Raw genomic sequence first — 23,964 nt, forward strand, 5'->3', positions numbered from 1 at the left:
TAAGTTGTTAAAGAGCGTTGACCTTGTTCAGGTCAGGGATGCGTATTCTACGCATTCCAGATTGTTCGTCAAGCGTTGATTCAAACTTTGTTTCGTTCTCTTCAAACCCTTGTGACCGTTGGCGTGTTGCCCCGTGTCAGTGGATGCGCATTATAGGGAGCGGGAGATTTAGCGCAAGCGCTTTTGTGATAAAAACCGGCCTTTGATGACTGACCGCTCAAACACCCAGCAAGCACACAGCTTATATACAGTGTTATTCACACTTAAGGGTGGTAAAGAGTGAAACGTAAGGGGGAAAGCGGAAAACATAAGAGCAAACCCAACCCCTAACCATTTTTTGCCACGACTCTCTTTACAACGAGAAGCACAGAAACCACGGACCAAGAGCGATAACAGTAGTGAAGCAGAGAAGGGTAAGCTCTGGAGTTCTTCGTTTCAGTTTTAATCTTTTTCTGTGGGTTCCGTGGATTCCGTGGCAAAGATGTCTTTGAACTTTAAATTCACCTTACCCCTTCGCCCCTCACCAACAACGCTTTTTAGATCACATTTATCATGCTTATCGACGACAAGCATTACTCCATAGCTCAATTGAGGCTATGCTGTAATCGGTGGCCTGTGCTGCATTAGGTTAATGTGGGCATGCCATGCACATTCATCCACTTTGAGATTGGACTGCCGATGAAGTTATCCCAGTACCCTGTTTATATTCAGTCTGCCCTTTATGCCGTTGTGTTGGCCCTGGTCGGCTATTTTGTTGTTGGTTGGGCTGCGCCTTCACTTTCTGCTGCCGTTCTTTTTGCACTTGGTTTGCTATTGGGCGGCTTTTTGATTCCTTTACTCACCCGCCCTCCGGTACCTGCGGCCATTCCCACGACTACCTTATATGTAGGAAACTTGCCCTACCGCGCCAATGAAGCATCGGTACGAGCACTGTTTGAAGGTTTCGGCCAGGTGTTATCGGTCAGGCTGATGAAAGACAAGCACACCGGCAAACGCAGAGGCTTTGGGTTTGTTGAAATGCCAAGTGATGCCGCGTTGGCCGCACAACAGGCATTAAACGACTCGGAGTTTCAGCAGCGTACGCTGAAGGTAAGAGAAGCCAACGAGCGTAAAGATGATGAAGAAGGTAACGACGCTTAATCCTGGCTGCGCCGAACCTGGTGATATGTCTGGTTAAGGCGTAAAGCACTCCAGTGCGCCGAACCCTTCTTTACTAAAAGCCCCGGCCTGTAGCCGGGCTTTTTTTGTTAAGCGAGTACAAAATAACCGCCCCTGTTGAGCACTGCACTCACCTTTGTCTTCTTCCTCTGCCAATAGACTGGTTACACGCCTTGCAATCGCCGCGCCCGAGTCTATTAATTTGGCATCAGGCAAGCATTGGCTGATTTCGTCGGCCAACAGCGGAAAGTGAGTACAGCCCAGCACCAGGGTGTCAGGCCCCTGCTCCCCCAGCCAGGGCGTCAACACCTTATAGAGCCGCTGCATATCAATAGGCAAACCGGATAGTTTGTCTTCGGCCATTTTTACCAGCTCGGTCGTACCCAGCAGCGATACCTGCAGATCGGCGGCAAAATGTTCAATCAGATCGGCGGTGTAACGACGGGATACGGTACCCGGCGTCGCCAACAGACCGATATGGCCAGGTTTGCTGGTTAAGGTGCTGGCTGCTTGAAGCTGACGGCTGTATTCGGCGGCCGGCTTGATGGCCGGCACCACACCCACCACGGGAATGGTCAAGCGTTGGCGTAGCGCAGGCAATACGTAAGTGCTGGCGGTATTACAGGCAATAATGGCGATATCGATCGGATAGCGCGCCACAAAGGCTTCAAATAATTCCACTACCCGCGCCACCAGTCGTGACTCGGTCAGCTCGCCATAGGGGAAGCAGGCATTATCAAACAGATAAAGGTATTGGTGACCCGACAGGGTCTGGTTGAGCTCGCGGTACACGGACAGACCGCCCATGCCGGAGTCGAAGATAAGAATATTTGCCACTGTCTGTCCTTTCTATGCGAGACCTGCCCTCGCTGTGCAAGCCAGTATCATAGCGCCAAAGCCAACAATGAAAAAGCCGGCACTCGGGCCGGCTTTGGATAATCATCAATGTTAGCGACAGAAAGGTCAGTTGCGCTTAGAAGCGATAATCGGCACCGACGTAGAACTCCATGTCGGGCGCATCGTAACCATCAACCACTTTGTAGTCCTTGTCGAACAGGTTGTTGATCTTACCGTTCAGAGTCAGCTGCTGAGTCAGTGGGTAACGGGCACCAATGTTCCAGATAGTGTAGGAGGGTAATGTGATTTCTTTAGAAAACGTTTCAAAATCTTTGTCATTACGCTCCCCGACATAAAGTACTTGAGCAAACAAGTTAACTTCAGCTATATCCATATCGCCAGTCCAACTAAACTTGCGCTTAGCTCTACGATCTAGCTGTCTGGCAGTAGCTATATTTTTAGAGTTAGTGTAGTCATAGCTTGCCGTATGATGCACTGGTCCAGTTGTAGCTTTGATGACCAACTCTGCTCCTCTAATGAGAGTATCGGTATTCTCTAATGAGTTTTCATTACCAACAATCAGGTTGTTTATGTTATTCCGATATATATTTAATTGCCAATCCAGCACATCATAGTTGCCGGTAAAACCTAACTCCCAATTCTGAGATTTTTCTGGCTCTAAATTAGAGTTACCGCCACCTCCCCATATAGGATGCTTTGGATAATATAACTCTGTAAAACTTGGTGCTCTAAAAGCTGTCCCGTAACTTAATGTAGCTCTATGGTTTTCAGGCACAGCCAGTGATAGTGCGCTCTGCCAAGTACCGTGAGTACCAAATTGTTCGTTGTCATCTACGCGACCGGTTAGTTCAAAAGACACTGGGCTCCACGTTTGGAAAATTGAAGCAAAAACACCAGTATTATCGCGGTCCCGAGCAGCCATTCCTTTAGTCTTAGCTAGCAGCCGATCCTGCTGCCAATCCATTCCTGCCAATGTATAGCCTTGCTCTGAGTGACTATACTGCATTAGACCATCGAGACGAGTAGTGGCAGTTGCTGCACTACCACCACTCTCTCTATCCGATTTATCATCCCAGCTTTGAGACTCATACTCTCCATAACTAGCATTTAGCTGACCGGATAGCCGCTGGTCTTGATACAGTAAGCCTGTATCTAATTGGTAAGCTTTATTATTACTGGTGTTATAAAAGCCATCATAATCCGTGTTGTTTTCCCAACCATTAAAGTTGGCGTCCCAAGTCCAAGATTGATCTAACTGGTGTTCAATTCCTAGTGTCAGGTTCTTACTGTCAAAACCATCTCGGTCTGGTTCTTTATTATCGGACGTTACATTATAACCGCGGGTTTCGCGATAGCCGGTGGCTAACTGCAAGCGAGTTGCATCTGTCACCCACTGATTGATGGAAACATCGGCGGCATAATAGTCATTGCTACCCGTCGTCACACTCAGCTGCCTGTTGTTGACCTGCGAAGTTGTAATAATGTTGACCACTCCGCCTATAGCTCTCGATCCATAAATAGCGGCACGGGGGCCACGAATATATTCGATGCGTTCGACGTTGTTGACGGGTAACTGGCTGAAATCGACGTTAGAGTTGACCATTTGTGCCATGGGGCGACCATTCAATAACACCAGCACATGGTCGGACTCGGTACCGCGTACAAACAGACTGGTCTGCTGACCAATACCACCATTCTGACTACCAAACTGCATGCCCGGCAGGGTTTCGAGCAGATCGACCAGTGAGCGCGGCTGGCGGCGTTCGATGTCGGCTTTGGTGATCACTTCTACCGGCGCCAGGGCGCTGGTCAGTGGTTGTTTGATTTTGCTGTAGATGGTGATGTGGGTGGCATCATCATTTTGAGAGGTAGTGGGATTTTGGGCAAACGCCGCCCATGGCAACAGTGCTGCCGCCAGCCATATTTTAGACATTGAAGGACTTCCTAGTACGCGTAGTGGTTGGCAACGGGTCATTCCCGTTGGCTCTTTGGCAGGTTTTCGGGCTTGGAGGCTCGAGCCTTTATGGCTCACCTAAACGACGGCTTCCCACCCTGTTGGGCAGTGCCTGGGTTACCCCGGGTCGTATCGTTCCTCTTTACCGCTGCGCGCCAGCTCCGGATTTTCACCGGATTCCCGTTTATGCCTGTTGGCACCAAAGCGCGGGTATTATAGAAAAATGCAGGTCGGCTGTACATGCATTCACAAGTACAAAACCCTCACATTTCCTCATAAAAATGAATAAGTTCCAACTCTTGCCCACAGTCGCTTTACATGGCGGCAACATCTGGTAATTTGCTAGGTTGCTTAGTCTATAGTTATGGTCAAACGCTGAATGCGTACAAGGAGAGAACAAGATGGCAAACGACCCAAAGAACAAGGGCGACCAGCCCAGCAGAGGCTTGCATGAGCTTTATGCCGAAGATCCGATTAAGGCCGACGAGCTGGTCTGGAACCGGGAGACAGATGCCAACAGCCGCCGAGGGTTTCTGAAGCGTGGTGGCCTGCTTGCCATGGCCACGGCCATCGGGGCCAGCATTCCCTTTTCCAAAAACATGCCGGCCGGACTGATCCCCGCAGCCTTTGCCCAGTCCGACGAGCCTTTTGCCATTCCGGGTAAAGAAGGTCTGACGATTCTCAACGACAGGCCGCTTAACGCCGAAACCCCGCCTCACCTGCTGGATGACGAGATTACCCCCGGCCAAGCATATGTTTGTGCGCAACAATGGTCTGGTGCCTGATATCAAGGCGCTGGATCCGGAGAGCTGGACGCTGGAGATCGCCGGCGAGTCTTGTGAAAAACCCACCACCTTTACTTTATCCGAGCTCAAGTCTCGCTTTAAACATTACAGCTATCAGCTCACGCTGGAGTGTGGCGGTAATGGCCGCAGCGAATTTGTACCGTCGGCCAGCGGCAACCAGTGGACGACGGGGGCGGTGGCCTGTCCCAAGTTTACCGGGGTTCGACTGCGCGATGTGCTGGAAGCCTGCGGCATTAAAGACGACGCGGTTTATATCGGCTATTACGCCGCAGACTTGCACCCCAGTGGCGATGCCAGCAAAGCGGCTATTTCCCGTGGCGTGCCCATGTCCAAGGCACTGGAAGACGAAACCCTGATCGCCTGGGCCATGAACGACGAGGACATTCCGGTATTGAACGGGTATCCGTTACGACTGGTGTGTGGCGGCTGGCCGGCTTCCACCTCGGGCAAGTGGCTGAAGAAAATCGTCGTGCGCAACAAGATACACGACGGCAACAAGATGGCCTCACCTTCTTACAGCGTGCCCAAATATCCCGTCGCTCCCGGTACCCAGGTACCCGACGAGGACATGCAAATCATCGGCTCCATGCCGGTTAAATCATTGATCACCTTCCCCAAGACTGGTATCACTCACAAGCTGGGAGAGACGCTGCAGGTGCGCGGCCATGCCTGGGCCGGTGATCTGGATGTGCGCGAACTGCATGTTTCCATCGACTTCGGTGCCACCTGGCAAAAAACCGAGCTGCGTGCACCGGCCAACCGCCTGGCCTGGCAGCACTGGAACAGCGAACTGAGCTTCCCGGAAAAAGGCTACTATGAAATCTGGGCAAAGGCAGTAGACAGTGAAGGCAAGGCGCAGCCCATGGTGGTACCAGGCTGGAACCCCAAAGGGTATCTCAACAACGCCTGTCACCGTATCGCGGTACAAATCGTCTAGGAGGTGAGCATGATACGTACTGCTGCACTGGCATTACTGCTGGGCCTGGCGGCGGCTCCCGCTTCGGCCGCCGAGAAAGATCCACACACCGGCTTTATTATTGCCCCGGGTTGGGAAACCGTACGCAATAACTGCATTGCCTGTCACTCAGCCAGCCTGGTCACGCAGAACAGCGGTAGCCGTGAACACTGGTTATCGTTAATCCGCTGGATGCAGGAATCTCAGGGACTATGGGCGTTTGACGCCGATACAGAGAACACCATTCTGACCTATTTAAGCAGCAACTATGGGCCCAAGGAAGACGCTCGGCGCCCACCGCTGCGGCCCGATCAACGACCAGAAAACCCCTATAGCCAACCTGAGCAGACTAATTAATCTTGTAAAAGAGTCTGGCCCCAGATGAGCAATAAACAATGCCGCCGCGCTCATCCCGCAGCGGCATTTTTATTCGTCTATCCCCCTGCTATTCGATTGTCATGCCAGCCCCGACACAGAAGCTATTCCACCGCCACACAGCAGGGTGCATAAATTCACGGTGGGTCGTGCTAAAATTGGCGCTTCGTTTTCAAGAGAGGCACGTCATGAGCACAGTGGTTAACCCGCACACCTATCAGGCCCAGTTGGATACCAAAGCCCGCCAACTTCAAGATACCTTTGCGCCTTTTAATCCACCGCAGCTGGATGTGTTTGCCTCTGAACCCGATCATTATCGCATGCGCGCCGAGTTTCGGGTGTGGCATCAAGGTGATGACCTGTACTACATCATGTTTGATCAGGCGACCAAACAACAATATCGCGTCGATCACTTTCCTGTTGCTTCGCGCCTGATCAACCAGGCCATGCCCTTGCTGCTGGAAGCCATCAAGCCCGATCCTGTGTTGCGTCGCAACTTGTTTCAGGTGGACTTTTTGTCTTCGCTCAGTGACGAGCTGGTGATTAGCCTGCTGTATCACCGCCAGCTGGATGAGGCCTGGCAGCAAGGTATGCAAGGGGTGCGCGAGCAGTTACAACAACAGGGCATTCATGCCAGCATTATTGGCCGCGCCAAAAAGCAAAAAGTGGTGCTGGGCCAGGATCATGTCATCGAAAAGCTGCAGGTGGCCGGTAAAGAGCTGATTTATCAGCAGGTAGAAAACAGCTTTACCCAGCCTAACGGGCGCGTGAATGAACTGATGCTCTCCTGGGCGCTCGACGCCACGCAAGACGCCAGCGGTGATCTGCTGGAGCTGTATTGCGGTAACGGTAACTTCTCACTGGCCCTGGCGCCTAACTTCAACCGGGTATTGGCCACCGAAATTTCCAGCTCATCGGTCAAGTCGGCACAGTATAATATTGCGGCTAATCACATCGATAACGTCACCATTTTGCGGATGTCGGCGGAAGAGTTTACCCAGGCCATGCGGGGCGTACGTGAGTTTCGTCGGCTGCAAGGCATCGATCTGGCCAGTTATGAGTGTAATACCATACTGGTGGATCCGCCTCGAGCCGGGCTGGATGAAGAAACCGTCAAGCTGGTACAGGAATACGACAATATTCTTTATATCTCCTGCAACCCGGAGACATTGCGCCAGAATCTGGAGACCCTGTCACAGACCCACGACATCAGCCGTTTCGCCCTGTTCGATCAGTTCCCCTATACCCACCACATGGAAGCCGGGGTTTATCTGACTCGCAAGTGAGGAGTGAGGAGTAATGCGTAAGGAGTGAGGAGAACTCCCCTCCTCACAAATAACACAGGATCAAAAAGGGGAGCCGAAGCTCCCCTTTTTTATGCCATGCCTGATATTAATCCAGCATGTAGTTTTCTGGCAGTTCGATGCCGGCCACGCCGGATTCCACGGCGGCAAGGGCCACGGCGCGGGCAACGCGAGGCAGCAGACGCGCGTCCATTGGCTTGGGAATCACGTAATCCTTACCAAATTCCAGGCTTTCGTAACCAGATGCATCCAGTACGGCTTGGGGTACCGGCTCTTTGGCCAGAGCGCGAATCGCGTCCACGGCGGCCACTTTCATCTCGTCGTTGATGCAGGAGGCGCGAGCGTCCAGCGCACCACGGAAGATGAACGGGAAACACAGCACGTTGTTCACCTGGTTCGGGTAGTCGGAGCGACCGGTACCCATAATCAGATCCTGGCGTACGGAGTGCGCCAGTTCTGGCTTGATTTCCGGATCCGGGTTGGAGCAGGCGAAAATAACCGGCTTGTCTGCCATCAGTGCTACGGCTTCCGCTGGCAATACGTCTGGACCAGACACACCAACGAATACGTCGGCGCCAGTGATCACGTCTTCCAGGGTGCGCTTGTCGGTGTTGTTGGCGAACAGGGCTTTATATTCGTTCAGATCGCTACGACGCGTGTGGATAACACCGTTACGGTCCAGCATATAGATATTTTCGCGCTGAGCGCCACACTTGATCAGCAGTTCCATACAGGCAACGGCAGCGGCACCGGCACCCATGCACACAATTTGCGCGTCGGTAATATTCTTGCCCTGCACTTCCAGCGAGTTGATAAGACCCGCGGCGGTCACAATAGCGGTACCGTGCTGGTCATCGTGGAATACAGGAACGTTACAGCGCTCAATCAATGCCTTTTCGATTTCAAAGCATTCGGGCGCCTTGATATCTTCCAGGTTGATACCACCAAACGTATCGGCAATGGCCGCTACTACCTGAATAAACTCTTCTGTGGTGCGGTGCTTCACTTCAATATCAACCGAGTCGATATTAGCGAAACGCTTGAACAGCAAGGCTTTACCTTCCATAACTGGCTTGGAGGCCAATGGACCCAGGTTGCCCAGCCCCAGAATGGCGGTACCGTTGGTGATAACGGCAACCAGGTTGCCCTTACCGGTATATTTATAGGCATTGTTTGGATCGGCGGCGATTTCGCGCACTGGCTCGGCCACACCCGGGCTGTAGGCTAAGGCGAGATCCTGGGCGGTTTCTGCCGGCTTACTGATTTCAACGGAGATCTTGCCCGGAGTCGGGAAAGCATGATAATCGAGCGCTTTTTGACGGAAGTCGGTCATTCTACGAGTACCCTGATGCGATTGTTGACATTTATACGGCTTATGTGTGAACAAGTTTATTACAGTGTTTATATAATGTGATAGTAGTCAACTTATTCAACATTGGTCAGTAAGATTCATTGCTTTATTTGCTCAAGTTGTCAGAGATCATTCACTTGGCATACCGGCAGATAGCAGCAGTTAAATAGCAATTGGTGGTCAACAAACAGCTGAATATCCTGTACGAAAGCTGCCAACTTGTATCTTGTCCGCCATAATGACGATGCTCTGGCACTGGCGGTAGTGAAATAAGCTCTGATAAGCTTGAATCATTCAAATATGTCTTCATGGTGCATGAACCGGACTGATATTCGCGCCGTCAGCCAGGCCCCTGCTCCGGTTGCCAAACGCCTGCCGCCCACGCTCTGTTGTTGAGCCAGTCACCATTTTAATCTGGCGACGGGGTCGGCACTTTACTGCTCTGCATGGCAACCTACGCCTTCATCATCACGCCTTTCAACGGCAAAAACCAGTTTCAAACGAATCTTTATTTGGATTTATTTTATTGGGCCCCAAACCCTAATACTAAGATTTCATTCTGCAGCTAACTCATTGTGTTTACTGAATTCTGTAATATTGCGGGTTGTGCAGATAATTCGACTGCCATTAATAAAAATACCAGTTACACCATCTAAACAATGCCGGTCTACCCTGCTTTTTCTTGCCGGAAAAATTAAGGCGGACACGGTCAAACAGGCAATAAAAAAGGCGCCCTAAGGCGCCCTTCTTGCGACGAGTATCGCTTATTTTTTGCTGGCAAGCGCACCAAAACGCTTGTTGAAACGGTCAACGCGGCCGCCGCTATCAACCATTTTCTGCTTACCAGTGTAGAAAGGGTGGCAAGCTGAGCAAACGTCCAGGTTCAGGCTTTTACCTAAGGTAGAGCCGACAGTAATCTCGTTACCACAAGAACATTTGGCAGTAATATCTTTGTACTCTGGGTGAATACCGTTTTTCATGGGGACAACCTCTGAATGTGTAGGCCGTGTCGCTATCTGATCCTATGCCAGACACCACACGAATGATTCACGTTTTGTGAAGGGTGCGAATAATATAGTATCGCTTTTTTACAGGCAAGGATAAACGGAGAATAAATCACCAATGTCGACACCGACAAAGCTTGCATTGCTGCGGGTTGTGCTGCCGGTCCCGCTACGGCGAGAATTTGATTACCTCTGCCCTTTACCCCTGCCGGAGCCCGGTTGCAGAGTATCGGTGTTATTTGGCAACAGAGCAATGACGGCGCTGGTATTATCGCACCCTGGCGAGTCAGACATAGCGCTGACCAAATTAAAACCCATAGTCGCGGTGCTGGACGAGACCCCCATACTGGCCGAGGCCGAGCTTAAACTGCTGTCCTGGGCCACTCAGTATTACCTGCATGCCCCGGGGGAGGTGTATTTTCAGGCCTTGCCCACCCTGTTGCGCAAGGGCGAGGCCGCAGCCTATCGCAGCTCGCCTTACTGGCACTTGCTGGACACGCAGGCCGAAGTATCGGCCCAGGCCATCAAACAGCAGCAGGCGCTGGCGCTGCTGCGCCAGGGGCCACTGAGCAGCGGCGAACTGCAGGTAAGGGGGATCAGCAGCGCCATTTTGCAGGCGCTGGCCAAAAAACAGCTGATAGAAAAGCGCGAGCAAGTCCCCGTGCCCAGTGACTGGCGCGATACCAGCCTGCTGGTTGCCGAGGACGACAAGCCTCGCCTGACCACAGAGCAGGCGCTGGCCGTCAGCATTATTCAAGGCGCCCACGGATTCAGCCCTTTTTTATTGGAAGGAATTACCGGATCGGGCAAGACCGAAGTGTACCTGCAAATTATGGAAGCGACCTTGCAGGCGGGCTTGCAGGTACTGGTGCTGGTACCGGAAATTGGCCTGACGCCCCAGACCATAGCGCGCTTTCAGCAACGTTTTAGCTTACCAATCAGCACCTTGCATTCGGGCATGAACGAACGCGAACGGCTGGATGCCTGGCTGGCATGCCGGGACGGCAGCACCGCCATCGTCATTGGCACTCGCTCTGCCCTGCTCACGCCCTTTGCCCGGCTGGGGCTGATCATTATTGATGAAGAACATGACACCTCGTTCAAGCAACAGGAAGGGTTTCGTTACCACGCCCGGGATCTGGGCCTGCTGCGGGCACATCAGCTCGATATTCCGATTGTGCTGGGCTCAGCCACCCCGAGTTTCGAAAGTCTGCAGAATGCGGCCAACGGCAAATATCAGTTGCTGACCCTCAGCCAGCGTCCGGGCACCGCGACCGTGGCCGAGCATGTGCTGCTGGACAGCAAGCAGGTGCAGATGCAGGCGGGTTTGTCTCCGCAACTGATTGAACTGCTGGGCCAGGAGCTGGGCAAAGGTAATCAGGTGATGCTGTTTTTAAACCGGCGTGGCTATGCACCGGCCTTGCTCTGCCACAGTTGTGGCTGGTTGGCGGATTGCGAGCGCTGCGATGCCCATTACACCTGGCACCGTCAACCATCGCGGCTGCACTGCCACCATTGCGATCATCAACGCCCGCTTCCCCCGGCCTGCCCGCACTGCGGTGGCCAGCAACTCGTGGGCACCGGCCTGGGCACCGAACAGGTAGAACAGGCCTTGTCCGGACTGTTTCCGCAATACGGCATTATTCGTATCGACCGCGATAACACCCGCCGCAAGGGCAGCTTTGCGCAGCATCTGGAAGGCATTCGCAACGGTCGGTATCAGATCCTGATTGGCACCCAGATGCTGGCCAAGGGCCATCATTTTCCCGATGTAACCCTGGTGGCCATGCTGGATGCCGACGGCGCGCTGTTTGCCAGTGACTTCAGGGCCACCGAGCGCTTTGCTCAGCTGTATATTCAAGTGGCCGGCAGAGCAGGCCGGGCCAGCAAACCCGGTCGCGTGGTCTTGCAGACCCATCAGCCAGAACACGCCCTGTTGCAGGATCTGGCCAATCAGGGTTATCGTCACTTTGCCCACAGCGCACTGCAGGAGCGACAAGCCGCCGCCTTGCCGCCCTTTAGTTTTCAGGCGCTGTTTCGCGTCCAGGCCACGGACGCTCGGCAGGTGCAAACGTTTTTACAACAGCTGGTACAACAATTACAGCCTCAGCTTCCGCCCACCGTGCTGTGCCTGGGTCCACTCAGTGCGCAAATGGAGCGCAAGGCGGGCCAGTATCGCTATCAGCTATTATTACAGGCCAACAATCGACGGGAGCTGGCGGCAGCCTGCCGATTGGCGTTGGCACTCATTGACACCCTATCTTCCGCCCGCAAGGTGCGCTGGTCACTGGATATCGATCCGGTCGAACTGTGGTGAATGCGCTCCCTTTGCCTTGGCGGTAGTTTTCTGCACCCGATATGAGTAGAATTTCTTACCCGGGTTAGCTCCAACCTTGTCTTTAATTTGGTGAACTGATAATGAAAGAACATATTCAAGCTCTGCTTGAGCAAACGGTCTCTACTCTGAAACAGCAAGGCAAACTGCCTGCAGAACTGGCTCCTCGCATTCAGGTAGACAGAACCAAAGACAAGGCCCACGGAGATCTGGCGACTAACCTGGCCTTGCTGCTGGCCAAGCCGGCCGGACAAAACCCTCGCGCGCTGGCCCAGCTGCTGGTAGACAACCTGCCCGCATCCGAGCTGGTGGCCAAAACCGAGTTGGCCGGCCCCGGCTTCATCAACTTTTTCCTCGACAGCAACTGGCTCGGCCGTCAGATTGACGCCATGGTCGCAGATGATCGCGCCAACGTGCCGGTCGCTGAGCAGCCACAGACCATAGTCGTTGATTATTCTGCCCCTAACGTGGCCAAGGAAATGCACGTCGGCCATCTGCGCTCCACCATTATTGGTGATGCCGTGGTACGCACCCTGGAGTTTCAGGGCCACAAGGTGATCCGTGCCAACCACATCGGCGACTGGGGTACCCAGTTCGGTATGCTGATCGCCCACCTGGAAGAGCTGGAAAAAGAAAACCCGGAAGTGGCCGACTCCGGTCTGTCGGATCTGGAACAGTTTTACCGCGAGTCCAAGCAAAAATACGATGCCGATCCGGTCTTTGCCGAACGGGCACGCAACTATGTGGTGAAGCTACAGGGCGGCGACAGCTATTGCCTGACCATGTGGCAGAAGCTGGTCAACATTACCCTGCAGCATAATCAGGCGGTGTACGACCGACTCAATGTGTCTTTGACCCCGGATAATGTGATGGGTGAAAGCATGTATAACCCCATGCTGGCCGGCATAGTCGACGATCTGCAACAGCAAGGGCTGGCCGTAGAAGACGAAGGCGCCATAGTGGTGCGCCTGGACGAATACAAAAACAAAGACGGTGACCCCATGGGGGTGATTATCCGCAAGAAAGACGGCGGCTACCTCTATACCACCACAGATATTGCCTGTGCCAAGTATCGCTACGAGCAGCTGGGTGCCGATCGCGTGCTGTACTTTATCGACTCCCGTCAGCATCAACACCTGATGCAGGCCTGGAGCATAGTGCGCAAAGCCGGTTACATTCCCGAGTCGGTCAGCCTGGAGCATCATGCGTTTGGCATGATGCTGGGTAAAGATGGCCGCCCGTTCAAAACCCGCTCGGGTGGCACCGTGCGCCTGGTCGATCTGCTGGACGAAGCGCAAGAAAGAGCCGCGGCCCTGCTGGCCAAAAAAGACACCGGGCTCAGCGAAGCAGAAAAAGACGAGATCGTTCGCCGCGTGGCCATGGGGGCCGTCAAGTATGCGGATCTGTCCAAGAGCCGTACCACGGACTACATCTTCGACTGGGACAATATGCTGTCCTTCGAGGGCAATACCGCCCCTTACCTGCAATATGCCTACACCCGCATCCAGTCCATTTTCCGTAAATCCGGCCTCACCCCGGACGCCGGCCTGCAGGGACAGGTGAACGTTCAGGCGCCGGCAGAAGAAGCCCTGGCACAAAAGCTGGTGCAGTTTAACGACACCATCAAGTCCGTGGCCGACAAAGGCTTGCCGCACCTGATGTGTCTGTACCTCTATGAGCTCTCTGGCGCCTTCATGAGCTTTTATGAAGCCTGCCCCATCAACAAGGAAGGGGTGAGCCAGGAAGAGCGTAACAGCCGCCTGCGGTTATGTGCTGCCACCGCCAAGGTGCTGGAACAAGGTCTGTCACTGCTGGGTATCGATACCATGGAGCGCATGTGATCCATGGCCAAGGATTACGTTAGACATAGCAAGCCAAAAGCCAAGAGCAAAGGCCGCCCTGCCAAGGGCGGCACGCGCAGTCGGGCGCCGCAGCCGCGGCGGATCCCCGTGCTGCCCATTATTTTGCTCATCATGGTCGCGGCGGCTCTTGGCTATCTGATCTATATCATCAAAGGGGCGGCAGACGGCCGGCACCCCGCCAGCGCACCGGTGGCGACCCAGGCTCCCGCCCCCCAGGTTCAGCGCCCGGTCGTCAACCCTATCGATCAAAAACCGGTCGAAAAATGGACCTATATCGAGCAGCTGGAAAACAAGGAGGTGGTGGTACAGGTGCCCGAGGCTGCAGAATCCACCCGCCCTTACCTGATGCAGTGCGGCTCGTTTCGTTCTGCCGCTCAGGCCGAGCAACTGAAAGCCAAAATTGCTTTTCAGGGGCTGGTGGCACAAGTGCGCCATAAAAGTGGCAGCTCCTGGCACCGCGTGATCCTGGGCCCTTATGACAGCAAACGGCTGGCAGAGCAGCACAAGCACCAGTTGATCAGGGCAAAAGCCGTGAGCGATTGTGCAATCTGGTTCTGGGAGGGTTGATCTCGCTCGCTACCGTCCCCATTTCGTTGTTAGTGACATTTTTGCCAGCCAGGCTGGCTACACAGTCAAGTGAGGTTCACAGTGACAACGATCGTTTCAGTACGCCGTAATGGCAAAGTGGTTATCGGCGGTGATGGCCAGGTATCCCTAGGTAATACCGTAATGAAAGGCAATGCCCGCAAGGTGCACCGCCTGTTTAATGGCAAGGTCCTGGCCGGCTTTGCCGGTGGCACCGCCGACGCCTTTACCCTGCTGGAACGCTTTGAAGCCAAGCTGCAGGCCCACCAGGGCAACCTGGAGCGAGCCGCCGTGGCGCTGGCGAAAGACTGGCGTACCGATCGTTCCCTGCGTCGGCTGGAGGCGCTGCTGGCAGTCGCCGATGACAAGAACTCCTTCATTATTACCGGCAACGGTGACGTGGTGCAGCCCGAGCAGGACTTGATTGCCATTGGCTCGGGTGGCTCCTTTGCCCAGTCTGCCGCCCGCGCCCTGCTGGAAAACACCGAGCTGGAAGCCGTTGATATTGTCAAAAAGGCGCTCACCATTGCCGGAGAGATCTGCGTGTTCACCAATGGCAATCAGACCATCGAAGAGCTGGATTACAACCACTGATTTGCCTCGGGCACCCTGCTATGGCTGCCCGCACCATAGGATTTGATTATGTCTGACATGACACCAAGAGAGATAGTCCACGAGCTGGACCAGCACATTGTTGGCCAGTCTGATGCCAAGCGCGCAGTAGCCATTGCCCTGCGTAACCGCTGGCGTCGTATGCAGCTTACACCCGAGCTGCGCCAGGAAGTCACCCCCAAGAATATTCTGATGATAGGCCCCACCGGGGTCGGTAAAACCGAAATTGCCCGCCGTCTGGCCAAGCTGGCCAACGCGCCTTTTATCAAGGTAGAAGCGACCAAGTTTACCGAGGTCGGCTATGTGGGCAAGGAAGTAGACAGCATCATTCGCGATCTGACCGATGTGGCCATGAAGATGATCCGCGATCAGCAGATCAAAAAACATCGTCACAGCGCCGAAGAAGCCGCCGAAGAACGCATACTCGATGCCTTGCTGCCCAACCCGCGCAACAGCTGGGGCGAAGAGGAAAAAGCCGATAACAGCAACAGTCGCCAGATATTCCGCAAGAAACTGCGCGAAGGTCAGCTCGACGATAAAGAAATTGAAATTGACGTGTCGGCTCCCCAGATGGGCGTAGAAATCATGGCGCCCCCCGGCATGGAAGAAATGACCAACCAGCTGCAGGGCATGTTCCAGAATCTGTCTGCGGGCCACACCAGCAAACAGCGCAAGATGAAAATCAAAGACGCAAACAAGCTGCTGATTGAAGAAGAAGCCGCCAAGCTGCTGAACCCGGAAGAGCTGAAAGAACAGGCGATTCATGCGGTGGAAAACCACGGCATCGTCTTTATCGATGAGTTTGACAAGATCTGCAAACGCGGTGAAAGCTCGGGCCCGGACGTGTCTCGTGAAGGGGTACAGCGCGATCTGTTGCCGCTGATCGAGGGCAGCACTGTGAATACCAAGCACGGTATGGTACGCACCGACCACATGCTGTTTATTGCCTCGGGCGCATTTCAGGTGGCCAAGCCGTCGGATCTGATCCCGGAGCTGCAGGGTCGTTTGCCGATTCGAGTGGAATTGTCTTCGCTGAATACCGATGACTTTGAGCGTATTCTGACCGAGCCGAACGCCTCATTAACCGAGCAGTATCAGGCGTTGCTGGCCACCGAAAACGTCACCGTCGACTTTACCAAAGAAGGCATTCGTCGCCTGGCCGAAGCCGCTTGGCGGGTAAACGAAAGTACCGAGAACATTGGTGCACGCCGTCTGCATACGGTCATGGAGCGCCTGCTGGACGACTTGTCATTTGAAGCGTCCGACCAGTCGGGAGCCACCATAGTGGTGGACGAGGCCTATGTGGATCGCTACCTCAAGAACCTGATTGAAGACGAAGATTTGAGCCGCTACATCCTCTAATTTTTTCTCCTGACGGGAGCGGTGACACGATAGTGATTGAAAACCGCTCCCGCCGCTTTATACTTGAAGTCACCTTGTTTCCAGATGTGGCTGATTCCATGGAATACAATACTTCAGAATTGTGCGATACCTATATTGATATGGTGGATGTGGTTGAACCCATGTTCTCCAGTTTTGGCGGCCGTAACTCGTTCGGCGGCACTATTTCCACCATCAAATGCTTTGAGTCCAACGGCCTGATTGCCGAGGCGGTGAAGGAAGACGGTGTCGGTCGGGTGTTACTGATTGACGGCGGCGGTTCACTGCGTCGCGCCCTCATTGACGCCAATATTGCCGAAACCGCAGCGGACAACGGCTGGGAAGGCATTATCTGCTATGGTTGCGTACGCGAAGTGGATGCACTGGAAGACGTGGATATTGGGATTCAGGCGCTGGCGTCCATTCCCGTTGGCGCCGATGATAACGACATTGGCGAGCAGGAAGTACCGGTGAACTTTGGTGGCGTCACCTTTTTGCCGGCCGACCATGTGTATGCCGACACCACGGGTATTATTCTCTCACCCGAGCCGCTGGATATAGAATAACCCGCAGCCTGGCTACCAGAGCAGGCTCAGGATACAAAGAGGGCAGCCCGTGGGCTGCCCTCTTTGTTATATTCAGCACTCGGCCAATGCCGGCAACATGACTCAGGCGCTTTCTTCCACCTGATCAATTTTACCCAGCAACACGCGCAAGCGATCCTGCCAGGATTCATGCTGCTGCTTCAGCTGCTGGTTTTCCTGCTCCAGCTGACTGTGGTTGTGCTTGAGCTGCTGATTTTCTTCACCCAGCTGGCCGTTCCGCTCTTTCAGCTCTTCCACTTCCATTTGCAGCAAGTCAATGGCATCAACCGCCGCCTGAATTTTTGCTTCCAGTTTTTCCAATACATCAAAAGACATGCACTCACCCCTAACTCACAGTTATCTGGCCCGAGGGCCCCTCGGTAATCGAGGATACAGCGGCCGTTGTCAGACAACAAGTAGCCGCCACCCTTGCGGCGACGATTAGATTAAATTTATTTCAGTTGCGTCAATTAACGTCAACAGACTCTGGGCTAAATATTCTGGTTCATATTCAAGGAGGGTTTATCCGAGCATGGCTTGCCCACCACCCGGGCCGGCACCCCGGCCACTGTGGTATGAGCCGGTACCGGCTCCAGTACCACACTGCCGGCACCAATTTTGGCACCGTGGCCCACCTCGATATTGCCCAGAATCTTGGCACCGGCGCCAATCATGACCCCTTGTCGTATCTTGGGGTGGCGATCACCGCCTTCCTTGCCGGTGCCTCCCAGGGTCACGCTTTGCAGAATGGACACATCGTCTTCAATGACGGCGGTTTCCCCCACCACTATGCCGGTGGCGTGGTCAAACATGATCCCCTTGCCAATGCGCGCGGCCGGGTGTACGTCTACCCCGAATACCACCGATATCTGGTTTTGCAGATAGGTTGCCAGGGCGCGACGTCCATGACGCCACAGCCAGTTGCCCACTCTATATCCCTGCAGGGCATGAAAGCCTTTTAAATACAGCAATGGGGTCGAAAACAGATCCACGGCCGGATCCCGCTCCTGTACCGCACAAATGTCGGTGGCAGCCATATCGAGGATGCCAGGCTCTGCGTCCACCACGCTTTCTATCACTTCACGCAGGCTGATGGCCGGCATGACCGAGCTTTCGAGCTTGTTGGCCAGGATAAAACTCAGCGAACATTTAAGAGTGTCATGATTCAGAATGGTTGAATAATAAAAGCTGCCCAGCATGGGCTCTTCTGCAATCATCCACCGAGCTTCTTCGCGGATGCGTAACCAGGTACTCTCTTGAATGCCGTCTTCCATGGGTTAAACCTTGTCTTTTATGAATTGATGTTCGCTCGTGTGCCGAGCGTCAAGCTGTTGGGGCGAGACCGAGATAGGGTCCATATGAATTATAATGTCGGCGCCAGGAAAGCATTTCAGCAGTTCCCGCTCCGCCCGCTCGGCAATATCGTGAGCCTGATTCAGGGACTGATGGGCATCAAGCTCTAAATGCAGCTGAATAAATCGGGTCGGCCCCGACTGCCGGGTCCGCAAGTCATGCAGCCCATGCACACCATTAATAACCAGGCAGGTATCCACAATGCGTTGTTGCTCCGCCTGCGGCAAGCGCCTATCCAGCAGCATCTGTACCGCATCATAACCTATTTTTAACGCGCCCTTAAGAATGTAGGCACCGATCAGCAGCGCAAACAGCCCATCAATCCAGTGCCATCCCAGCCAGGCCAGGGCAATCGCGAGCAAGACGCCTATATTGAGCAGGATATCGGAACGATAATGTAACTGGTCGGCCCGGATGGCGACCGAGTCGGTTTTCTTTATCACGTAACTTTGAAACAGAACCAATGCCAAAGTCAATAATAATGAAAACAGCATCACCCCCACGCCCAGCGCCGCATGCTGCACTTGCTGAGTATTAAACAAGCGGGAAATGCCATTGATGATCAGAAAGATGGCCGAGCCGCTGATGAAGGCAGACTGAGCCAGACCCGCCAGTGACTCGGCCTTGCCATGACCAAATCTATGCTCCTGATCCGGCGGTACCAGTGCATAGCGGATCGCCATCAGGTTAATGATTGAGGCACTGATATCGAGCAATGAATCGGTTAATGAAGCCAGCATGCTGGCGGAGCCGGTATAAAACCAGGCCACCAGCTTGGCCACTATCATCAGCCCTGCCACCACAGTGGCGGCCACGGCGGCTATGGTCACCAGTCGGCCATAAGAGGCGGTACCCTGATGTAAGTGCTCTTTCATCTGCAACTCCTGAGTGCGTTACTGTCCACCAGCAAAATCCTGCTGTCGCCATGCCTCATAACTGATGATCGCCACGGCGTTGGCAAGGTTCAGGCTGCGGCTGTCCGCCTGCATGGGAATACGAATACGCAACTCTGGCGCGACCGCTGCCAGCACCTCATCGGGCAGGCCTCGGGTTTCCGGGCCAAACAACAGCACATCACCCGCCTGATAGCTCGCCTTGTGATGAAGCTGACTGCCCTTGGTGGTACAGGCAAATATGCGCTGCCCGGCCACAGCTTGCAGAAAATCGGCATAATTTTTGTGCTGGAAGATGCGACCAAAGTCCGCATAATCCAGTCCGGCGCGACGCAGCTTTTTTTCTTCCAGATTAAAGCCCAGTGGCTCGATAAGGTGCAGCCGGCAACCGTTATTGCGCGCCAGACGCATAATGTTACCGGTATTAGGGGCAATTTCAGGTTCGTAAAGCGCAATATCAAACATGGGTTTCTCTGTAATAAGTGAAGAGTAAAGGGTGAGGTGTTTAGATTTTATCAATAAATCATCTTTTCCTTAGCACTTTTCCGTGTATTCCGTGGCAAGAGCAGGTTTAGGTGTTATCTCGTCCTCTTTGCGCTTCACTCTTTACTCTTCACAGCGTTCCGTCGCTGATAATAAACCCCTGCCGACGTTCCACCCGCCACCAGGCCCAGCCGAGGGTTATCCCTCGGGCCAGCATAAAACACAGCATGGCCAGCCACAGGCCATGATTACCCAGCGACTGGGTCAAAAACCACACCGGGAAGAATACGCCGGCCGTGGACAACAGCATCATGTCACGCATATCTCCCCCGCGGGTGGTACCGATAAAAATACCATCGAGAATAAAACACCAACAGGCGGCCAGCGGCATCAAGATCAGCCAGGGCAGGTATTGGCTGGCCTGCTCTCGCACCGGCTCTATACTGGTGATCAGGCCAAGTAGCGTCTGTCCGGCCAAGGCAAAGAGCAGCATGAACAAGATCGCCACCACCCCGCCCCAGAAGAGGTTCAGGGCGCAGGCCAGGCGAAACTCGGCCCGGTTGCGCGCACCAACCGCCTTGCCAACCATGGCTTCCACCGCATAGGCAAAGCCATCCAGACCAAAAGAGATAAACATCAGGAAGTTCATCAGCACCGCATTGGCGGCCAGTACCTCATCCCCAAGGCGGGCCCCCTGAAAGGTCATGAAGGCAAAGGTCAGCTGCAAGCACAGCGCCCGAATAAAAATATCCCGATTGAGCCCCAGCAACGTTTTAAACGCCGCCAGATGCAGGATGCGCCGCCAGAAGCCTGCCGCAGGCCAGACATTACGTCTTTGCAGGGTGCGCCATACCAGCCAGGCACCCAATGCCGTCGCCAGGTAATCGGCTAACACAGACGCCGCCGCCGCTCCTTTAACCTGCCAGCCCAGGCCCAGTACAAACCAGATATCGAGCAGAATATTGGCCCCGTTCCCCAGGATCAGCAACAACATGGGTGCCCGGGCATTCTGATTTCCCAGCAACCAGCCCAGCAACACCAGGTTGATCAGAGCCGCCGGCGCACTCCAGATCCTGACCATCACATACTCGCGGCCATAAAACTGCACCTCGGCGCTGCCCCCCATCAACCAGAATGCCAGCTCGGTCAACGGCTGCTGCAGCAGCAAAATAAGCAGTGCCAGTCCCAGGGCCAGCAAGCAGCCTCGCGCCAGCACCTGCAGTAACCGCTCGTTATCCCCGGCGCCCACGGCCTGAGCGGCCAGCCCTGTGGTCGACATCCGTAAAAAACCAAGCAACCAGAAGATCAGACTGATAATGGTGGCCCCGACTGCCACGCCCCCCAGATAGTAGGCATGCTCCAAATGACCAATGACGATGGTATCGACCAGCCCCAGCAGCGGCACCGTAATATTCGACAGCACCATGGGCAGCGCCAGCGCAAACACCTGACGGTGACGGGCAGCGTTAAAAAAAGAGGACCACATAACAGATTCTTATCAATATAGTGAAGGGGGAAAGGCCGTCAGGAGTAAGACGGTAAGTGTTGAGGCGTCAGGTATTGCGGGTCATCCTGCTCACGCCTCACCCTTTACGTTGCACCGGCTGCTAGTCGCGCCAGCGCGCCACTATGCTCGCGAAATTTTTAACCAGCTCGGGGCCATTAACCAGCGGCATTTCGCTTTGCTCATCGAAGTCGGGCCGGAAGGAAGCATGCAGCTGCCCGTTGGGGTTCACCAGGGCAATGGAAGCGGAATGATCGACCAGGTAACTGTCGGCATCGCGATTGAAGATTCCGTAGATCAGCCCCAGCTGCTGCACCGCGGGCATGAGAGCGTCATGCTCGGCGGTGACCGCCACAAAGTCGGGATTGAAATACTGGGTATAGGCCTTGAGTCGCTCCGGCGTATCCCGGGCCGGGTCGGCGGAGACAAAGATCACCTGTACCCGGTCGCTGATTGCCGTCAGCTCGGGATAGATACGCGCCAAATCCGCCAGTGTGGTCGGGCAGATATCGGGGCAAAAGGTATACCCCACAAAAATCAGGCTCCAATGGTCCTTCAGGTTTTGCTCGGTAAAGGGCTGATTGTCGGTATCGGTCAGGGCGAATGCCGCCAGCTCGCGTGGCTCGGGATACACCACCACGGCCTCCGTCAGACTGTTCCTTTTATCGGCATACCAATAGGCACCACTCAGGGTACCTGCCACCACCAGGGCAATTGCCAATGCCCATATCCACTTGCTTGTCTTAGCCATAATCTATCCAGTGATCCGCGAGCAGCAACACAAAAAGCCACATCAGGTGACTGATTGAAAAGTGGAAGCATTGTAGAGCGGTTTGCGCCGAAGGTCTAAACTTCAGCCGCCAGGCCCACTGGATAAAGCGTAAATTCAGCAGGCAGACCCCCACCAGATAAAGCGGGCCCGACATGCCGACTACCCAGGGCAGCAAACAAATCAGGGTGAGCAGCAAGGTATACAGCAACACACAGGTTTTACTGAATTCGATGCCATGGGTTACCGGCAACATAGGTACTCCGGCCTTGGCATAGTCATCTCGCCGATGAATGGCCAGCGCCCAGAAATGCGGTGGCGTCCAGGCAAAGATAATCATCACCAACAGGAGGGCATGGCCATGAAACTCCCCGGTTATTGCCGTCCAGCCCAGCAAGGGGGGCATGGCACCCGCCAGACCGCCAATCACGATATTCTGCGGTGTGGCGCGTTTCAGCCACACTGTGTATACCACGGCATAGCCCAGCAAAGAGGCCAGCGTCAGCCAGGCGGTCAGCGCATTCACCCACAACAGCAAGACGGCCAACCCTATCCCCGACAAGGCAAAGGCAAATGCCAGCGCCGAGCCACTCTGTACTCGCCCTTGCGCCACCGGCCTGTGATGGGTACGGGCCATTTTAAGGTCGATACGCCGGTCCAGCACATGGTTGATGGCGGCGGCTCCCCCTGCCATCAAGCCAATCCCCAGGGTCGCACTGACCACCCGCAGCAGGCTGGGGACCGTATCGGTTAAAAACATGCCTACCACAGCGGTAAGCAGAATCAACGCCACCACCTTTGGCTTGGTCAGGGCAAAGTAATCCCGCCAGCCTAGGCTCCAACTTGTGGAAAATAACGCGCTTCTAGCCATACACCCTCCCTTGCTCGCCAAACCCGTTCCGCCACGCCTGTCAGTATCAACAACAAGAGGGCGGCACCGGCGTTATGCGCCACCGCCACCCACAGCGGCAAGTGCAACACCACATTCGCCACGCCCAGCGCCAACTGCAGCAACACCCCCAGCGCCAGCCCAACTCCCCAGCGTCGCAACAAGGGTTGTTGCCATAATCGCCAGGCCAAACCGAATAACACCAGGGCCGTGACCAGAGCCCACAGACGGTGTGTAACATGAATGGTGATGCGCTCTGCGGCACTCAGCACACCGTATTGATAGGTCTCGGCAGGCACGCCGTGAGGATGAAAGGCACTCCACTGCCACTGACTCATCCAGTCGCCCTGACATACCGGCAGCTCCAGACAGGCCATGGCCGCATAGTTGGCGGCGGTCCAGCCACCCAGCGCTATCTGTATCAGCAGCGCCACCAGGGCCAGCGGCAACCAGACGCGCATATTCGGCCCGTTATAAAGAGGCCGGGACACCCGGGTGCGCCTCAGCAACCAGAACAGCAAGGCCAGCAGGGTAAAGCCACCCAGCAAGTGCCCCATCACCACAAAGGGCAGCAGATTCAGGGTGACGGTGAGCATGCCCAGGGTGGCTTGCCCACAGACCAGCACCAGCAGCACCCATGTTAGTGCCCTGTAGTGTCGATGAGCGGCACGCAGCGACCACAAGGCCATCAGCAAAATAGTGAATCCCAGGGTACCTGCCGCATAGCGGTGGACCATTTCGTTACGCGCCTTGATGAATTCTACGGGCTGGTCGGGAAAACGCAGCGCCGCCAGCTCATGCTCCTGTGCCGAGCTGGGCACATAATTAAAGCCGTAACAGCCCGGCCAGTCCGGGCAGCCCAGGCCTGCATCCGTGAGTCGGGTATAGGCCCCCAGCACCACCACAATCAGCGTAAGAGAAAAAGCAAACAGACACAGTCGACGCATGGT

General features: G+C 54.6%; 23 protein-coding genes and 1 riboswitch. Of the genes, 11 read left to right on the plus strand and 12 right to left on the minus strand.

What is annotated here, in order from left to right; genetic code table 11:
- The first annotated feature begins 678 nt into the window (after positions 1–678).
- Positions 679–1,140, plus strand: coding sequence for an RNA recognition motif domain-containing protein (locus ACN0VL_RS09185; protein ID WP_417616653.1), 462 nt, complete (start codon positions 679–681; stop codon positions 1,138–1,140).
- Positions 1,141–1,173: 33 nt separating this feature from the next.
- Here ACN0VL_RS09185 and murI read toward each other — a convergent pair whose 3' ends face one another.
- Both murI and ACN0VL_RS09195 read right to left on the minus strand, forming a co-directional pair.
- Complete coding sequence (murI, locus tag ACN0VL_RS09190; protein ID WP_417616655.1) at positions 1,174–1,995, minus strand: glutamate racemase; 822 nt, start codon at positions 1,993–1,995, stop codon at positions 1,174–1,176.
- Between the two features lie 136 nt (positions 1,996–2,131).
- Positions 2,132–3,949 carry a TonB-dependent receptor domain-containing protein gene (locus ACN0VL_RS09195; protein ID WP_417616657.1) on the minus strand — a complete coding sequence of 606 codons (1,818 nt, stop codon included), beginning with the start codon at positions 3,947–3,949 and terminating at the stop codon, positions 2,132–2,134.
- A 39-nt stretch (positions 3,950–3,988) separates the two neighbouring features.
- Positions 3,989–4,189, minus strand: a riboswitch (cobalamin riboswitch).
- Positions 4,190–4,371: 182 nt separating this feature from the next.
- Here ACN0VL_RS09195 and ACN0VL_RS09200 point away from each other — a divergent pair.
- From ACN0VL_RS09200 to trmA, 4 genes are all read left to right on the plus strand, one after another.
- Positions 4,372–4,755, plus strand: a complete 384-nt coding sequence (locus ACN0VL_RS09200) for a twin-arginine translocation signal domain-containing protein (protein ID WP_417616659.1) — start codon at positions 4,372–4,374, stop codon at positions 4,753–4,755.
- Complete coding sequence (locus tag ACN0VL_RS09205) at positions 4,730–5,713, plus strand: sulfite oxidase (protein ID WP_417616661.1); 984 nt, start codon at positions 4,730–4,732, stop codon at positions 5,711–5,713. Before ACN0VL_RS09200 ends, ACN0VL_RS09205 begins: the two co-directional genes overlap by 26 nt.
- A 9-nt stretch (positions 5,714–5,722) precedes the next feature.
- On the plus strand, positions 5,723–6,088 hold the full coding sequence (locus ACN0VL_RS09210) for a hypothetical protein (RefSeq protein WP_417616663.1): 366 nt from the start codon (positions 5,723–5,725) through the stop codon (positions 6,086–6,088).
- A gap of 206 nt (positions 6,089–6,294) precedes the next feature.
- On the plus strand, positions 6,295–7,392 hold the full coding sequence (gene trmA / locus ACN0VL_RS09215; RefSeq protein ID WP_417616665.1) for a tRNA (uridine(54)-C5)-methyltransferase TrmA: 1,098 nt from the start codon (positions 6,295–6,297) through the stop codon (positions 7,390–7,392).
- Positions 7,393–7,498: 106 nt separating this feature from the next.
- Here the strand turns inward: trmA and ACN0VL_RS09220 are convergent, their stop codons facing one another.
- Both ACN0VL_RS09220 and rpmE read right to left on the minus strand, forming a co-directional pair.
- Positions 7,499–8,743, minus strand: coding sequence for a malic enzyme-like NAD(P)-binding protein (locus ACN0VL_RS09220; protein WP_417616667.1), 1,245 nt, complete (start codon positions 8,741–8,743; stop codon positions 7,499–7,501).
- Positions 8,744–9,525: 782 nt separating this feature from the next.
- On the minus strand, positions 9,526–9,741 hold the full coding sequence (gene rpmE / locus ACN0VL_RS09225; protein WP_188629340.1) for a 50S ribosomal protein L31: 216 nt from the start codon (positions 9,739–9,741) through the stop codon (positions 9,526–9,528).
- 142 nt (positions 9,742–9,883) lie between these two features.
- Between rpmE and priA the strand changes: the two genes are divergently transcribed.
- The 6 genes from priA (at position 9,884) to rraA (ending at position 17,105) form a co-directional block, all read left to right on the plus strand.
- Complete coding sequence (gene priA / locus ACN0VL_RS09230) at positions 9,884–12,082, plus strand: primosomal protein N' (RefSeq protein WP_417616669.1); 2,199 nt, start codon at positions 9,884–9,886, stop codon at positions 12,080–12,082.
- Positions 12,083–12,183: 101 nt separating this feature from the next.
- The gene (argS, locus tag ACN0VL_RS09235) at positions 12,184–13,941 is read left to right on the plus strand and encodes an arginine--tRNA ligase (protein WP_417616671.1); all 1,758 of its coding nucleotides are present in this window, start codon (positions 12,184–12,186) and stop codon (positions 13,939–13,941) included.
- A 3-nt stretch (positions 13,942–13,944) separates the two neighbouring features.
- Positions 13,945–14,529, plus strand: a complete 585-nt coding sequence (locus ACN0VL_RS09240; protein WP_417616673.1) for an SPOR domain-containing protein — start codon at positions 13,945–13,947, stop codon at positions 14,527–14,529.
- Positions 14,530–14,610: 81 nt separating this feature from the next.
- Positions 14,611–15,141: an ATP-dependent protease subunit HslV gene (hslV, locus tag ACN0VL_RS09245; RefSeq protein ID WP_417616675.1), complete on the plus strand. Its 531-nt coding sequence runs from the start codon at positions 14,611–14,613 to the stop codon at positions 15,139–15,141.
- Positions 15,142–15,189: 48 nt separating this feature from the next.
- On the plus strand, positions 15,190–16,521 hold the full coding sequence (gene hslU, locus ACN0VL_RS09250) for an HslU--HslV peptidase ATPase subunit (protein ID WP_417616677.1): 1,332 nt from the start codon (positions 15,190–15,192) through the stop codon (positions 16,519–16,521).
- 98 nt (positions 16,522–16,619) lie between these two features.
- Positions 16,620–17,105: a ribonuclease E activity regulator RraA gene (gene rraA, locus ACN0VL_RS09255; protein ID WP_417616679.1), complete on the plus strand. Its 486-nt coding sequence runs from the start codon at positions 16,620–16,622 to the stop codon at positions 17,103–17,105.
- 102 nt (positions 17,106–17,207) lie between these two features.
- On the opposite strand, the gene zapB is transcribed toward rraA, so the two are convergent.
- The 8 genes from zapB to ACN0VL_RS09295 form a co-directional block, all read right to left on the minus strand.
- Complete coding sequence (gene zapB / locus ACN0VL_RS09260) at positions 17,208–17,459, minus strand: cell division protein ZapB (RefSeq protein ID WP_417616681.1); 252 nt, start codon at positions 17,457–17,459, stop codon at positions 17,208–17,210.
- Positions 17,460–17,614: 155 nt separating this feature from the next.
- On the minus strand, positions 17,615–18,397 hold the full coding sequence (gene cysE / locus ACN0VL_RS09265) for a serine O-acetyltransferase (protein ID WP_417616682.1): 783 nt from the start codon (positions 18,395–18,397) through the stop codon (positions 17,615–17,617).
- 3 nt (positions 18,398–18,400) lie between these two features.
- Positions 18,401–19,351: a cation diffusion facilitator family transporter gene (locus ACN0VL_RS09270; RefSeq protein ID WP_417616684.1), complete on the minus strand. Its 951-nt coding sequence runs from the start codon at positions 19,349–19,351 to the stop codon at positions 18,401–18,403.
- A gap of 18 nt (positions 19,352–19,369) precedes the next feature.
- Positions 19,370–19,834 carry a tRNA (cytidine(34)-2'-O)-methyltransferase gene (locus ACN0VL_RS09275; RefSeq protein WP_417616686.1) on the minus strand — a complete coding sequence of 155 codons (465 nt, stop codon included), beginning with the start codon at positions 19,832–19,834 and terminating at the stop codon, positions 19,370–19,372.
- A gap of 148 nt (positions 19,835–19,982) precedes the next feature.
- Positions 19,983–21,338 (minus strand): MATE family efflux transporter DinF, encoded by a 1,356-nt coding sequence (dinF, locus tag ACN0VL_RS09280; RefSeq protein WP_417616687.1) that lies wholly within the window; start codon positions 21,336–21,338, stop codon positions 19,983–19,985.
- Positions 21,339–21,459: 121 nt separating this feature from the next.
- Positions 21,460–22,107 carry an SCO family protein gene (locus tag ACN0VL_RS09285; RefSeq protein ID WP_417616689.1) on the minus strand — a complete coding sequence of 216 codons (648 nt, stop codon included), beginning with the start codon at positions 22,105–22,107 and terminating at the stop codon, positions 21,460–21,462.
- Positions 22,100–22,996 (minus strand): heme o synthase, encoded by an 897-nt coding sequence (cyoE, locus tag ACN0VL_RS09290; protein ID WP_417616691.1) that lies wholly within the window; start codon positions 22,994–22,996, stop codon positions 22,100–22,102. Before cyoE ends, ACN0VL_RS09285 begins: the two co-directional genes overlap by 8 nt.
- On the minus strand, positions 22,957–23,961 hold the full coding sequence (locus ACN0VL_RS09295) for a COX15/CtaA family protein (RefSeq protein ID WP_417616693.1): 1,005 nt from the start codon (positions 23,959–23,961) through the stop codon (positions 22,957–22,959). Before ACN0VL_RS09295 ends, cyoE begins: the two co-directional genes overlap by 40 nt.
- Between the last annotated feature and the right edge of the window lie 3 nt (positions 23,962–23,964).

Source organism: Oceanisphaera sp. (assembly GCF_048268965.1).
Taxonomy (GTDB): Bacteria; Pseudomonadota; Gammaproteobacteria; order Enterobacterales; family Aeromonadaceae; genus Oceanimonas.

Excerpts from the sequence above, each read along its gene's own strand:
- ACN0VL_RS09185 (WP_417616653.1), top strand. The coding sequence starts at position 679 with ATGAAGTTATCCCAGTACCCTGTTTATATTCAGTCTGCCCTTTATGCC.
- ACN0VL_RS09195 (WP_417616657.1), bottom strand. The coding sequence starts at position 3,949 with ATGTCTAAAATATGGCTGGCGGCAGCACTGTTGCCATGGGCGGCGTTT.
- ACN0VL_RS09275 (WP_417616686.1), bottom strand. The coding sequence starts at position 19,834 with ATGTTTGATATTGCGCTTTACGAACCTGAAATTGCCCCTAATACCGGT.
- argS (WP_417616671.1), top strand. The coding sequence starts at position 12,184 with ATGAAAGAACATATTCAAGCTCTGCTTGAGCAAACGGTCTCTACTCTG.
- cysE (WP_417616682.1), bottom strand. The coding sequence starts at position 18,397 with ATGGAAGACGGCATTCAAGAGAGTACCTGGTTACGCATCCGCGAAGAA.
- dinF (WP_417616687.1), bottom strand. The coding sequence starts at position 21,338 with ATGTGGTCCTCTTTTTTTAACGCTGCCCGTCACCGTCAGGTGTTTGCG.
- hslU (WP_417616677.1), top strand. The coding sequence starts at position 15,190 with ATGTCTGACATGACACCAAGAGAGATAGTCCACGAGCTGGACCAGCAC.
- trmA (WP_417616665.1), top strand. The coding sequence starts at position 6,295 with ATGAGCACAGTGGTTAACCCGCACACCTATCAGGCCCAGTTGGATACC.
- rraA (WP_417616679.1), top strand. The coding sequence starts at position 16,620 with ATGGAATACAATACTTCAGAATTGTGCGATACCTATATTGATATGGTG.
- ACN0VL_RS09210 (WP_417616663.1), top strand. The coding sequence starts at position 5,723 with ATGATACGTACTGCTGCACTGGCATTACTGCTGGGCCTGGCGGCGGCT.
- ACN0VL_RS09285 (WP_417616689.1), bottom strand. The coding sequence starts at position 22,107 with ATGGCTAAGACAAGCAAGTGGATATGGGCATTGGCAATTGCCCTGGTG.
- priA (WP_417616669.1), top strand. The coding sequence starts at position 9,884 with ATGTCGACACCGACAAAGCTTGCATTGCTGCGGGTTGTGCTGCCGGTC.
- ACN0VL_RS09270 (WP_417616684.1), bottom strand. The coding sequence starts at position 19,351 with ATGAAAGAGCACTTACATCAGGGTACCGCCTCTTATGGCCGACTGGTG.
- zapB (WP_417616681.1), bottom strand. The coding sequence starts at position 17,459 with ATGTCTTTTGATGTATTGGAAAAACTGGAAGCAAAAATTCAGGCGGCG.
- ACN0VL_RS09200 (WP_417616659.1), top strand. The coding sequence starts at position 4,372 with ATGGCAAACGACCCAAAGAACAAGGGCGACCAGCCCAGCAGAGGCTTG.
- cyoE (WP_417616691.1), bottom strand. The coding sequence starts at position 22,996 with ATGGCTAGAAGCGCGTTATTTTCCACAAGTTGGAGCCTAGGCTGGCGG.
- rpmE (WP_188629340.1), bottom strand. The coding sequence starts at position 9,741 with ATGAAAAACGGTATTCACCCAGAGTACAAAGATATTACTGCCAAATGT.
- ACN0VL_RS09220 (WP_417616667.1), bottom strand. The coding sequence starts at position 8,743 with ATGACCGACTTCCGTCAAAAAGCGCTCGATTATCATGCTTTCCCGACT.
- ACN0VL_RS09295 (WP_417616693.1), bottom strand. The coding sequence starts at position 23,961 with ATGCGTCGACTGTGTCTGTTTGCTTTTTCTCTTACGCTGATTGTGGTG.
- ACN0VL_RS09240 (WP_417616673.1), top strand. The coding sequence starts at position 13,945 with ATGGCCAAGGATTACGTTAGACATAGCAAGCCAAAAGCCAAGAGCAAA.